This window comes from Winogradskyella thalassocola, from assembly GCF_900099995.1.
GTDB lineage: Bacteria > Bacteroidota > Bacteroidia > Flavobacteriales > Flavobacteriaceae > Winogradskyella > Winogradskyella thalassocola.
In genome coordinates, this window is sequence record NZ_FNCZ01000002.1 from 386,774 (window position 1) to 399,654 (window position 12,881).

At 32.6% G+C, this 12,881-nt stretch carries 10 protein-coding genes; 2 read left to right on the forward strand and 8 right to left on the reverse strand.

The features are described from left to right. Positions 1-30: 30 nt before the first annotated feature. The 7 genes from BLT80_RS08675 to pheT form a co-directional block, all read right to left on the reverse strand. Positions 31-2,034 carry an LptF/LptG family permease gene (locus tag BLT80_RS08675; RefSeq protein WP_092467227.1) on the reverse strand — a complete coding sequence of 668 codons (2,004 nt, stop codon included), beginning with the start codon at positions 2,032-2,034 and terminating at the stop codon, positions 31-33. Positions 2,035-2,103: 69 nt separating this feature from the next. Further along, the gene (locus BLT80_RS08680) at positions 2,104-2,745 is read right to left on the reverse strand and encodes an outer membrane lipoprotein periplasmic chaperone LolA1 (RefSeq protein ID WP_092467228.1); all 642 of its coding nucleotides are present in this window, start codon (positions 2,743-2,745) and stop codon (positions 2,104-2,106) included. A 64-nt stretch (positions 2,746-2,809) separates the two neighbouring features. Continuing rightward, positions 2,810-5,257, reverse strand: a complete 2,448-nt coding sequence (locus BLT80_RS08685; RefSeq protein ID WP_092467229.1) for an FtsK/SpoIIIE family DNA translocase — start codon at positions 5,255-5,257, stop codon at positions 2,810-2,812. 53 nt (positions 5,258-5,310) lie between these two features. Then, entirely contained in the window at positions 5,311-6,078 is a 768-nt protein-coding gene (locus BLT80_RS08690) for a M15 family metallopeptidase (protein ID WP_092467230.1), read from the reverse strand. Positions 6,079-6,250: 172 nt separating this feature from the next. Beyond that, complete coding sequence (locus BLT80_RS08695; protein ID WP_092467231.1) at positions 6,251-6,619, reverse strand: diacylglycerol kinase; 369 nt, start codon at positions 6,617-6,619, stop codon at positions 6,251-6,253. Positions 6,620-6,626: 7 nt separating this feature from the next. Continuing rightward, a complete protein-coding gene (gene tpx, locus BLT80_RS08700) occupies positions 6,627-7,127 on the reverse strand; it encodes a thiol peroxidase (protein ID WP_092467232.1) in 501 nt (166 codons plus the stop codon). 156 nt (positions 7,128-7,283) lie between these two features. Next, entirely contained in the window at positions 7,284-9,710 is a 2,427-nt protein-coding gene (gene pheT, locus BLT80_RS08705; RefSeq protein ID WP_092467233.1) for a phenylalanine--tRNA ligase subunit beta, read from the reverse strand. Positions 9,711-9,828: 118 nt separating this feature from the next. Here pheT and BLT80_RS08710 point away from each other — a divergent pair, with 118 nt between their 5' ends. Next, on the forward strand, positions 9,829-11,046 hold the full coding sequence (locus BLT80_RS08710) for a peroxiredoxin family protein (protein WP_092467234.1): 1,218 nt from the start codon (positions 9,829-9,831) through the stop codon (positions 11,044-11,046). A 38-nt stretch (positions 11,047-11,084) separates the two neighbouring features. Here BLT80_RS08710 and BLT80_RS08715 read toward each other — a convergent pair whose 3' ends face one another. After that, on the reverse strand, positions 11,085-11,927 hold the full coding sequence (locus BLT80_RS08715; RefSeq protein ID WP_092467235.1) for an alpha/beta hydrolase: 843 nt from the start codon (positions 11,925-11,927) through the stop codon (positions 11,085-11,087). A 410-nt stretch (positions 11,928-12,337) separates the two neighbouring features. Here BLT80_RS08715 and BLT80_RS08720 point away from each other — a divergent pair, with 410 nt between their 5' ends. Continuing rightward, positions 12,338-12,814 carry an Hsp20/alpha crystallin family protein gene (locus BLT80_RS08720; RefSeq protein ID WP_092467236.1) on the forward strand — a complete coding sequence of 159 codons (477 nt, stop codon included), beginning with the start codon at positions 12,338-12,340 and terminating at the stop codon, positions 12,812-12,814. The last annotated feature ends 67 nt before the right edge of the window (positions 12,815-12,881 follow it).

The following is a 12,881-nucleotide window of genomic DNA, read 5'->3' on the forward strand; positions in this document are numbered from 1 at the left end:
GTGCTTTTTTTTGACGCTGCAAAGATACGTTTATTTTATATTTTGAAGACAGCTGAGGTAGAAGTCTTGAGAAATTCTACTTCTTACTATAATATATTTTAAAGGATAAATTGGAAGAGTGAGTGCAAGAAGTAAAGGATTGATTCGTTTTCTCTCTTGATTAATAGTTTTATAGAATTTTGAATACACAAATGCGTTCACAATAACATAAATCACAAAAAAGATAAATGCGATGATGCTTAGGCTTAATCCCGATTCTGCTAATTCTGGAAGCTTATTGTTTTTAAATACAAAATGTAACACTAATAGTATAACCCCGATACAATAACTGATTAAACTAGTTTTAGAATAGTCATTGTAATCTTTGAGTAAAACTCGCGCTTTAATAAGTGAGTCAGGTATTTCTAAACCTTCAGATTTTAAACTTTCGAGTGAAATATTGCGATTTAATAAATTATGAAGCGCAATCTCTTTTGGTTTTTTATCTAAATCGAATTCGTCTTGCTTTTTGATAATACCTATTAATTCTTCAATAGAATATTTTGAATAAAAGTTATAGACTTTCGTATCACTTTCGGAAAGTTGAAGCTTTTGTTTTGAATTGAATAAGCGTTTCAGCGGGACTATAATATTATCAAATTCAAATACACCTTTGTCGTTTGTTGCCCGTGTTGTTAAGTAAATACTTAATGGTAACATTACGGCTGTAGAAAGCCATGTTCCAATAATAGGATTAAAACTACCTTTTTCCGCACTATTTTTTGCGAAAATCCCAAAGAAATGATAGGTTAGGAATAGTACAATTGCAATTACCATTGGTAATCCAAGTCCACCTCTACGTATTAATGCTCCAAGTGGTGCTCCTACAAAGAACAGAATAACACAAGCAAATGCCAAAACAAATTTATCTTGTAATACAATAATGTGTTTGTTTAAATGGACTTGTTTTATTTCTAAGTTTTTTTTGTTAGAGTCTAAAATTTGTCGTGTACTATTTGAAGAGTTTATAGCCAAATTAAGAATCTGAATTTTTTGAGCCGTATTATAAAACCCTAAGAGGTCTTTAGCTATAATAATTGAGTCCTTTGGTATATTTTTTCGAGTCTTTGCTGTATCAATATTAATATTTAGTGAGGCATACGTACTTCTATTATATAATGTGGTTGCTAATGCTTTATAATCGTTTTTTTGATTTTGTTCTAAAGTGTCAATATACTTATTAAGTTGACTAACATTTAGCATGTTGTATCTGTCGGATTGACTTTTTTCGTCTAAATCTTCATTATTTAATATTTCTAAATCGACATTGGTGATGTAGGTGTCAAAATAACTTCGAACATGTGGTTTGTTTTCATTTTTTTGTAAATCATTACTAATGATTTCTTCGTAAAAATTTCCATCTAATAATTCGAGTTGAAGGATGTTAGAATCAGGACTACTTTTTAGTTCCCCTTTTTTAGAAACAATAACTTTAAAATTTCCTCTTCGTGTGCTGCTTTTTTCGTGAATAACAACCCCTTCAAGAAACTGACCTCGATCTCCAGATTTCTTTGCCACTTTTATATTAATGTTTCCAATTTCATTAAACTGACCTTCTGCAATGGCCAATGCAGGTTTCATTTTGGCGATGTTTCGTCTTAAATTGAAAAAATTATATTCTCCCCAAGGAATCACATTATTGGCAAAAAAGAAACAGCCAATTCCAAGTGCAACGATAAAGACACTTAAACTTCGCATAGCACGTTGCAGCGAAATACCTGTAGACTTCATGGCTGCAAACTCATAGTTTTCAGCAAAGTTTCCAAAAACCATAATGGAAGATAATAAAATGGTCAAAGGCACTACCAAAGGAATCAGCTTTGGCATGTAATACAGGATAAATTTAGCCGTTACGGAAACGTCCAAATCTTTACCAGCAAGTTCGGTAATATATAGCCAAACCCCTTGTAAAATAAAGATGAACATGAATATAATAAAGACGCTAAAAAACGTCCTTAAGAAAGTGATAAGTATGTACCTATCTAATATTTTCACACTGTTAAAATTTAGCCTAATAGCAATTTAAAAAAAGAATTATAAGCGATGTTATCTATTTACATTAGATTAATCAATGTTATTGATAAAATAATCGCTGTATTTACTTTTGTCAAATGTAAATAAGGTTTTTGAAATAGGTTGGTCGGTTTTAAAAGAATTAACAGTTAATGTTGTTTTTGTGCCGTTTTTGCCAACTTCAATTAAATTGTAAATGTGTTTTGTAGTCGCATCAATTCCTAATAAAACATGTTTTATTTCAGAATTTGTATCCATTGGACTTAGTTTGATATATTGAATTTTTCGTCCTTTTACAGTTTGAACGATATCCATTTTAAAGCTATAACCATCTTCATAAAACGATAGCATTTTACTTGGCGTAATAGTGCTTTCATCATCCGTGTTATCAGTAGATATGGTCACTTCTTCATCTTCTGGACTGATGGTATATAACGTTTTGCCGTCGAAAATTCTTGTGATACCTAGGATGTTCAGTTTATACTTTTCTGACTCAATAACCACATCTCCACGGGTTTCTTGTTTAATATTTTCGCTCACATTATTTAGCTCATATTTAAAGTCTAAACTGATGTTTTTATAGCTTTTAATTTTTGTACTCACTTCTTTAAGTAATGTTTCGGCTTGTGTGTCGTTTTGAGCGAAAGCGTTGAAACCTAATGCGAGACATGCGATAATAATTAAATTTTTCATTCGTATTTATTTCTTTTTTGAATATTATAAAATGATGTTTTTGTTAACTACTAAAATGATATGTTTATAGTTGTTCATTTTCTAACAACTGATCTAAAGATACTAAATCTGGGACTAAAACTTGGCGTGCTTTACTGCCTTCAAAATTGCCGACAATTCCAGCAGCTTCGAGTTGGTCAATGATACGACCAGCTCTGTTGTAACCTAATTTTAATTTTCGTTGTAATAAAGAAGCCGAACCTTGTTGTGCTGTAACAATAAGTTCTGCTGCTTCTCTAAACAATTTATCTCTATCTGATATATCAATATCAAGATTTGTGCCACCTTCTTCACCAACATACTCTGGCAGTAAATGAGCATCCGGATATGCCTTTTGTGAGCCTATAAATTCTGTTATTTTTTCAACTTCTGGCGTGTCAACAAAGGCACATTGAATTCTGATAAGTTCATTACCTTGAGTGTATAACATATCTCCACGACCAATTAACTGATCGGCACCAGAACCATCTAAAATAGTACGCGAATCTATTTTACTCGTAACTCTAAAGGCTATACGTGCAGGGAAATTGGCTTTAATAATACCTGTAATAACGTTAACCGAAGGACGTTGCGTTGCTACAATTAAATGGATACCAATAGCACGTGCTAATTGTGCGAGTCTAGCAATCGGTGTTTCTACTTCTTTACCAGCAGTCATAATTAAATCGGCAAACTCATCTACAACCAATACAATGTATGGTAAAAACGCATGCCCATCATTAGGGTTTAACTTTCTGGCTTTAAATTTTACGTTGTATTCTGCAATATTTCTACAAAATGCATTTTTAAGCATTTCGTAACGGTTATCCATTTCAATACATAGTGAATTTAAGGTGTTTATAACCTTAGTATTATCTGTAATAATGGCTTCTTCACTATCTGGTAATTTTGCCAAATAATGACGTTCAATTTTATTGAAAAGTGTTAATTCTACCTTTTTAGGATCGACAAGAACAAATTTTACCTCAGCCGGATGCTTCTTATATAATAAAGAGGTTAGCACAGCATTTAATCCTACTGATTTACCTTGACCAGTTGCTCCAGCCATAAGCAAGTGTGGCATTTTTGCCAAATCGACCACAAAGGTTTCATTGCTAATGGTTTTTCCAAAAGCAATTGGTAATTGCATATCCGATTTTTGAAATTTTTGAGATGCAATAACGGAACGCATCGATACAATGGTCGAATTTTTATTAGGAACCTCAATACCAATTGTTCCTTTTCCAGGGATTGGCGCGATAATTCTAATTCCTAAAGCCGCAAGCGATAGGGCAATATCATCTTCTAAATTTTTAATTTTTGAAATTCGGATTCCAGCATCTGGTACAATTTCATATAATGTAACTGTTGGTCCAATAGTTGCTTTTATACTCGAAATTCCAATTTTGTAGTTATTAAGCGTTTCTACAATTTTGTTTTTGTTTTCTTCGAGCTCATCCTGATCTATAGAAATACCTTCGTTATCGTATTTCTTTAATAAATCTAATGGAGGAAATTGAAATTTCCCTAGTTCGAGTGTCGGGTCAAACTGTCCAAAGTCTTCAACTAATTTATCTGCTAAATTATCGGTTTCCGATTTTTCTTCTTCAACAGCTTCAACTTCCATCTCCAATTCAGGAGTTTCAATAGTTTCTTCTTTTGGCTTTTCTGTGACTTCCATTTTTAGCATTTCTACCTTAGAATCCTTTTCAAGCTTAGGTTCTGGTTTAGAATGATTAGTAATGGTTGGTTCTGCCTTTTTTAAAGGAATATCCAAAACAGACTTAATAGCTTCTGCTTCTTCAGTTAAACTATTGTCAAAAATTGGTGTCGGTTCAGTCGTTGTTTTATCGGATTGTAAATCTTCTCTAATAGAACTCTTTGCGCTTTTAAAACTATTTACAATACTTTCTCCTGTAACTTTAAATCTGATGGCTAAGTAGGTGATAAGTCCAAATAACAATAGAAGTATGGTTCCTATTTTACCTATGTAATCTTGAATAAATTGATTCATTTCAAAACCAATAGTGCCACCTAAGAAATCGTATTTATGCGTAAAAAAGCCAAATAAAATAGAAAGCCAAACAACGATAAGTGTTCCCCAAATCCAATGTTTTCTTAATTTCGATTTTTTTAAATTTAAAGTGACATATACACCTGAAAGAAAAAACAAACCTGCAAAAATAAAGGATGGCAAACCAAAACCTTTGGTAATAAAAAATTCACTAACCCAAGCTCCGAGTTGACTCGCCCAATTTTTGTATTCATTGGATCGTTCTGGGAAATTATGAAGTGCACTTTGGTCTTCCTGACCTGTAAACACAAAGGATAAGAATGATATAAAGAGTAGTACTCCTATTATAATAAGGAAACTACCAAAAATCAGTTTTTGCTGATTAGATAACTTTAACGAAGGCTTTTTTAACGTCGTCTTTGTTTTAGCCTTCGGTGTTGCTTTAGTGGTTGTTTTCTTTTTTGTTGTTTTTTTTGCCATTTTATGCCGAATTTATTTCGGTAGCTAGTTCCTTTATTTAAGAAATCTATTATTTAATTGTAATCTTTTGCTTGTTGAGATATGCCATTCACATAATCTTCTATAATATGTAATTCTTTTGCCATTTCAAAACCTTCAAAACCATTAATGTCATCCAATGTGATATTAGAATTATAAAATTCTAAATATGGATTAGCCAATGGTAAATAGGACCAATGCCATTTTTCGAGTTTATAACCTGTTCTATTGTTTTCTTTGGTGGTATAAACTTGGTAAAATCCAAAACTATTAGCATTTGAAATTAGCCAATCATAAATGGCTTTTCCCTTTTCACTGCTAAAATACGAATTACTTAAACTATTTAGGTCTAAATCTGTTCCCCAATGATGACGTGATGAACTTGGCATAGAACTGTATTCTAAAATTTTAAGAGCACGTTGTAACGGTTGGAGAGTCGTATAGGCATTCCATTTACGTTCCCAAATCGCTTTTTGTTCGTCAAAATTTCGCGTGCCAGATAAAATAAGTAATACGATACCATCTTTTTGAGCGGCTTCATGCATGTCTAAAAAGGCTGCATAAACGTGTTTTTTTAAGTATACTGGTTTTGCCGAATACTGCGTGTTAACTTTAACGAATGTCGAATCTGTTTTATAATCAAACTTTCCCAATACAAATGACTTGGTAATGTTTAGTTTTTTAGTAGATTTTATGGTGTCTGAAGGGACTGTTATAATTTCAGCAGAACCGATTATTATAGCACTTGCATTGCAATAAAAAAGACTAATGAATAAAGAAAACGTGGCAACTAAGAGTTTCATTTTTAGGCTTGAAAAAATTTTTGAATTGGAACGGAACAAAAATACAATTATGAAACGTTTATTGTATTGATTTTGGTATGTAAACGCAATATATATTTGAGAACAGATCTCAAATTAAAAAACGCTATAACCTTAGGGTTTTATTTATTGAATTGAAAGAGTTTTTCAAACACTACGTAAACTTAGGAATATAAATAATGCAAGCAATAGTAACAGCAGCAATGGATGCTATAAAAACGGCACCAGCAGCCACATCTTTAATTAATCCAATTTTTTTATGATAGTCTGGATGTATAAAGTCTGCAATAGCTTCGATAGCTGTGTTAATACCTTCTATGCTTAAGACTAAGCCAATCATAGCAATTTGAGCTATCCATTCGGTTTTAGAAATATCAAAATAGAAGCCAGCTATTATTACAGCCAATGCAATACACAGTTGGACTTTTATACTGGCTTCTGTTCTAATAAGAATAAGCATGCCTTTAAAAGCAAAACCTACACTTTTTATCCTATTAATTATAAAAGGTTCTTTATTTTGCATGCAGAATTTATGCTAAACTAGCTAAAGCGCTTTCGTAATTTGGCTCGTCTTTAATCTCAGAAACCTGCTCGGTATGTAAAATAGTACCATCGGTATCTATCACAACAATACATCGTGATAGTAAAGACTCTAAAGGTCCTGTTTTAAAAGTTAATCCGTAATCTTTTCCGAAATCACCTGTTTTAAAATCTGAAAGGCTTTCAACGTTGTCTAAACCTTCAGCTCCACAAAAACGTGCTAAAGCAAATGGTAAATCTTTAGAAATACATAACACTTTTGTATTGTCTAATGCTGAAGCTTTTTCGTTAAATGTTCTCACAGATTGTGCGCAAGTACCTGTATCAATACTTGGGAAAATATTTAGTACTAATCGACTTCCTGCATAATCTGAGTTAGATTTTGAAGATAAATCGGTTGCTGTAAGTTTAAAATTTGGTGCTTTACTACCAGAAGCTGGTAATTCCCCAGTTGTTTCTATAGGATTTCCTCCTAATGTTATATTTGCCATGACTTATATTTTTTGGTTTGTTAAAAATACCAACTTTTACACTTACTTCTCTTAAATAAAGACTAAATATTTAAAATTATTATGTGCTTTTTTAGGTATATAAAAGCCCTTAATCAATGGTTGTTTAAGGGCTTTGTTTTTAATAGTTATATGTTGTTATCTCAATTCTGCCGCAAGCTTGTTTTCGAAATTAGCTTGTAGCTTAGACATAATTTTGTCAATTTGCTTATCATTAAGCGTTTTATGTTCATCTTGAAAAATAAAACTCACCGCATAACTCTTTTTGCCAGTAGGTAAATTTTTACCTTCATAAACATCAAACAAACTCACGTTTTTAAGCAATTGCTTTTCGGTTTGCTTTGCTATGGTATCTATATCTTCAAAAGTAACTTTGTTATCTAATAGCAATGCAAAATCGCGTCGAATTGATGGGTATTTAGAAATAGCGTTAAACTTAATGGTATTGTGTTTTGCCATTTCTAATACATTATCCCAATTAAAATCCGCGAATAATACATTTTGAGAAATTCCAAAGTGTTTTAAAACTGATTTTTTAACCAGTCCGAAGTCAACTAATTTTTTCTTTCCAATAGAAAAACTCATGCCTTCACTAAATACATCAGATGTATTTGGTGACGATTTTAAACGTGTTAAACCCAAACGTTGTAAAATCACTTCGATGGTTCCTTTTAAATAAAAGAAATCACTTGGGTTGGCTGTAGAATTCCAACGTTCTTCAGTTTTGTTTCCTGTTACAAACAACGATAAGTGCTTATGTTCTTCTCGTGCTTCAGTATATTGATGATAGGTTTTTCCGTATTCAAATAACTTTAAATCACTTCGTTTTCGGTTAATGTTGTGGGCTACAGCCTCCAATCCTGAAAACAATAACGACTGTCGCATCACTTCTAAATCGCTACTAAGTGGATTCAGCATTTTTACATTATGATCTGCATTTAAATCTTCACTTAACTCAACATACTTTGGTGTAGTTAAGGAATTCGCCATAATTTCATAAAAGCCTTGAGAAGCTAACTGATTTCCTATGATATTTTGAAGTTTATAGTCTTCAAAGCGCGAAGAATTTGAAATAGAAGCATTCAATTTTGTTGTAGTGGCTATATTGTTATAACCATAAACTCTAAGGATTTCCTCAATAATATCAGCTTCACGCTGAACGTCATTTCGGTATGCAGGTACTGTTAATCCTAAACCAGCTTCGGTAACATTATTAACTTTAATCTCTAAAGATGATAAAATACTTTTTATAGTTTCTTCAGGAATAGTCTCTCCAATTAATTTTTTAGCATTGTCAAAACTCAATCTAACTTCAAAATCTTTTATTTTCTTCGGATACGTATCAACGATATCACTTGTGATTTCTCCACCAGCAACTTCTAAGATTAAAAGTGCAGCACGTTTTAACGCATATTCCGTAAGGTTAGGATCAATACCACGCTCAAATCTAAACGAAGAGTCCGTATTTAAACCATGACGTTTTGCTGTTTTACGAACACTCACAGGGTTAAAATATGCACTTTCTAAGAAAATACGAGAAGTGTGTTCCGAAACTCCAGAATCAATACCTCCAAAAACACCAGCAATACACATTGGTTTTTTGGCATCGCAAATCATTAAGTCTTCCTCATGTAATTCGCGTTCAACACCATCTAAGGTGGTGAATTTTGTTCCTGCTTTACACGTTTTAACTTCAATTTTATTGCCTGTAATTCTATCCCCATCAAAAGCATGTAACGGTTGCCCTAATTCGTGCAAGACATAATTAGTGATATCTACAATATTATTAATAGGAGATAAGCCAATAGATTTTAAACGGTTTTGTAACCACGCCGGAGAGGCTTCAACCTTTACACCGGAAATAGTAACACCACAATAGCGAGGAGCTTTTTCGTAATCTTGTACATCAACATCTACTTTATAAGCTCTAGCATCTACATGGTAAGAACTTACTGAAGGTGTAATAAGTTCTAAGGAAATTTCCTTTTGCAACAAACCAGCTTTTAAATCTCGCGCTACACCATAATGGCTCATCGCATCGGCTCTGTTTGGAGTTAAACCTATTTCGAACACTTCGTCGTTTTCAACTTTAAAGAGATCAGCGGCTAGTGTACCAACTTTTACAGTCGCATCTAAAACCATAATGCCATCGTGCGATTCTCCAAGACCTAATTCGTCTTCGGCACAAATCATTCCATGACTTTCTTCACCTCTAATCTTACCTTTTTTAATGGTCCATGCTTCACCTTCTTGGGTGTATAGCGTCGTTCCAATAGTTGCGACAGGTACTTTTTGTCCGGCAGCCACATTAGGGGCACCACAAACAATTTGAATTGGAGCATCTTCTCCAATATTTACAGTGGTAACTTTTAAGCGATCTGCATTTGGGTGTTGTATGCAAGTTAAAACTTCGCCGACAACAATACCTTTTAAGCCGCCTTTTACAGACTCGTAAGTCTCAATACCTTCTATTTCTAAACCTAAATCAGTAAGTAATTCGCCTGTTTTCTCAGCGTCCCAATCGGTTTTTATAAACTGTTTAAGCCAGTTGTATGAAATCTTCATTTTTTCAATTTATTCAGGGCACAAAGATAGTAATTCAAAGTAGGTTGCGAAACTTGATTTTATCTTTTTTATGTAAGGTATTTGTTGTTATTTCGAACTTCCTTAAAATCCATTATTTATGCGCCCTATTATTGCTTGTTTTATAACGTTATTGATGTTCTCATGTCATAATGAAATTAAAGATAAAAATTTGGAAGTAGGTACTTATAGAGCTTGGTTAACAGTACAAGACAATGAGAAGCTTCCATTTATTTTTGAAGTAAAATCGCCTCATAGTTTAAATATTTACAATGCAGAAGAAATCATAGAGATCGATGAAATTGAATACAGAAATGATTCAGTTTATATAAAAGCACCGGTTTTTGAAGGGTATTTGATAGCTAAAATTAGTAAGGAAGAAAGTTTACATGGTTATTATGTGAAAGAAAGTTTAGATAGAGTAGTGCCTTTTAGAGCAGAAGGACATGAAAATAATAGATTTGATGTGACATCGAAACCCACAAAAGATGTTTCTGGAATTTGGGAAACCGTTTTTAGTAAGGACATTGCTGATGAAGAATATATTGCTAAAGGTATTTTTAACCAAAAAGGAGATAAGGTTACAGGAACGTTTAGAACCACAACAGGAGATTATCGTTATTTAGAAGGTGTGATGGATGGAGACGAAATGAAACTTTCTACTTTTGATGGTGCACATGCCTTTTTATTTACAGCAACCGTTACAGATTCTACAATGAAGGGCCATTTTTATTCTGGCAACCATTGGAAAGAGCCTTTTGTCGCTAAAAGAAACGAGACTTATGAATTACCTGGTGCTAACGATCTCACCTTTTTAAAAGAGGGTTATGATGGTATTGAATTTACATTTCCTAATACTTCTGATGAATTAGTGTCTTTAAGAGACGACCGATTTAGAGATAAAGTAGTCATTGTACAAATTATGGGTACTTGGTGTCCAAATTGTTTGGACGAAAGCAAGTATTACTCCGAATACTATAAAGAGAATAAAGCTAAAGGGATTGAAATAGTAGCACTAGCGTTTGAATATGCTAAATCAAAAGAAAAAGCTATTAGCAGTATAGACCGTTTACAATCTAATATTGGTATCGATTATCCTATTCTTTTGGCGCAATTTGGAAGTTCTGACAAAGCTAAAGCGCAAGAAAAGTTACCGATGTTAAACCATGTGTTATCGTATCCAACTTCTATTTTTATTGATAAAACAGGTAAAGTACGTAAGATTCATACAGGGTTTAATGGACCTGCGACTGGTGAGAAGTATATAGAGTTTAAAGCTGAATTTGAGGAATTTGTTGATGGTTTGCTAAAAGAATAAGGAAGGCTAGTTTGGCGTATTTTTTTTGTTTCGCGAAACTAATCTGTTTTTACATTTTCTTTTGTTTTGAATATGTTTTCAAAAGCATTGTAAACTGCTATGTGTAATGCGTCTCCGTGCATTTTGTCTTCTAGAAATTCATAAAACAACTTTGTGTTATCCTTTTTGTTCTTCATCAATTTATGAAACAAGGCTTTCGCAGTGCGTTCCATTATTTCTCCTTCTTTTCCGCCAGCGATATAAATCGATTTGCTTGTATCGTATAAGGTTAATGCATCATCTAATAATTTTTCGTCATCCCACCATAAACTTGGGCTTACAATAATATAGTTGTCAAAAAGGTTCGGTTTTTTAAATAAAATTTCTGTTGCCAATAGACCACCGAGAGATTGTCCTATAATGGTTTTTATGTTAGTCGTTCTGTAGTTTGAATCTATAAAAGGCTGTAGTTCTTTTTCTAGAAATGCTATAAAATTTTCTGATTTTCCAGAAGTTGGAAATTCTTTTTGATCGAGTTCATTGTGAGAAGGGTATGTAAAATCCTTTTTTCTATCTACATTTCCAATGCCAACAACAATGGATTCCGGAATCATATTTATCCAAGAAAACGAACCAAATTGAACAATGCCTGCAATATGTATAAAGTCTTCATCCTTTGAGCCGTCTAGTAAATAAATAACAGGATACGTTTTTAAGCTATCTTTTTCATAGTTTAAAGGCAAGTAAATATTTAAGTCTCTTGTTTCGTTTAATACGGTTGATTCGATTTTAATTGACTTGCCAATTGAGAAATCAGTTTCACTAATCTTTTTTGGTAATGTTTGCCCATAAGATAAACTAACCATCAATAATAAAATAAAGCTTAATATCTTCTGTTTCATATGTTGTTTCAAATTGGCTATAGCAGTTCTGTTTAATAAAGATTTAGTCTAAAATAAGGTTGACTATTTTAATTACGTTTAGATCATAAATATATGAAAAATCCAATGAATTAGATACTTACACCTGTTTCTTTATATGGCCTGCTGTGTGCTAAGCTAACCTTAGTTTTGTATTAAGACTCTCGTCCGTTGTTTTTCGTCTTTTAATACATCTAAAATGTCAATTTGACATTTATCTAAGTGAAAAAATGACAACAATTTTGAAAAATTGACAGCAAAACTTAACATTTTACTAAAATATTTACGGAGAGCTATGGTTTATTCATTTTGGTATTTTTTTTGGTTTATTGAAGTCGAAATCAATTGAGATTTCAAATTTGAAATAATGTTTAATTTAAAATTTTGTAATTATGAGCAATTTAGTAAGTGTTCCTAAAAACGGAAGTTTAGCGAACAGCAATTCAAATCAAAACTTCCCAACGTTGTCAAATTGGTTAGATGATATCTTTAATAGAGATCTACCGTCGGTGTTCACATCAAATTTCAATACCGGAATCACGTTGCCAAAAGTAAATATTAAAGAAACTGCCGATGATTATGTGGTAGAAATGGCCGTTCCAGGTCTAAAAAAATCAGATTTCAATATTGATATTGATAATCATCTATTATCAATTTCTACAGAGACAAAGGAAGAAAACGAACAGAAAGGAGAAAATTATACACGTAGAGAATTTGGCTACTCTTCTTTCAAAAGAACTTTTACGCTTCCGGAAAGTGTAAATGACGAAAAAATTAATGCTAGTTATAATGAAGGTATTTTGAGTGTTCTTTTACCGAAAAAAGAAGAGGCGAAGCAAAAGCCTGCCAGAAGCATTAAAATTTCATAATCGTCGGTTCACTAAACTTTTAGATTGAGGTGTAAAGTATTATAGATGGAGATCGCGTAGTCGATCT

Bases quoted from the DNA above. Each gene is read 5' to 3' on its own strand.
- BLT80_RS08720 (WP_092467236.1), top strand. From the start codon at position 12,338: ATGAGCAATTTAGTAAGTGTTCCTAAAAACGGAAGTTTAGCGAACAGC.
- pheT (WP_092467233.1), bottom strand. From the start codon at position 9,710: ATGAAGATTTCATACAACTGGCTTAAACAGTTTATAAAAACCGATTGG.
- BLT80_RS08710 (WP_092467234.1), top strand. From the start codon at position 9,829: ATGCGCCCTATTATTGCTTGTTTTATAACGTTATTGATGTTCTCATGT.
- BLT80_RS08690 (WP_092467230.1), bottom strand. From the start codon at position 6,078: ATGAAACTCTTAGTTGCCACGTTTTCTTTATTCATTAGTCTTTTTTAT.
- BLT80_RS08680 (WP_092467228.1), bottom strand. From the start codon at position 2,745: ATGAAAAATTTAATTATTATCGCATGTCTCGCATTAGGTTTCAACGCT.
- BLT80_RS08695 (WP_092467231.1), bottom strand. From the start codon at position 6,619: ATGCAAAATAAAGAACCTTTTATAATTAATAGGATAAAAAGTGTAGGT.
- tpx (WP_092467232.1), bottom strand. From the start codon at position 7,127: ATGGCAAATATAACATTAGGAGGAAATCCTATAGAAACAACTGGGGAA.
- BLT80_RS08715 (WP_092467235.1), bottom strand. From the start codon at position 11,927: ATGAAACAGAAGATATTAAGCTTTATTTTATTATTGATGGTTAGTTTA.
- BLT80_RS08685 (WP_092467229.1), bottom strand. From the start codon at position 5,257: ATGGCAAAAAAAACAACAAAAAAGAAAACAACCACTAAAGCAACACCG.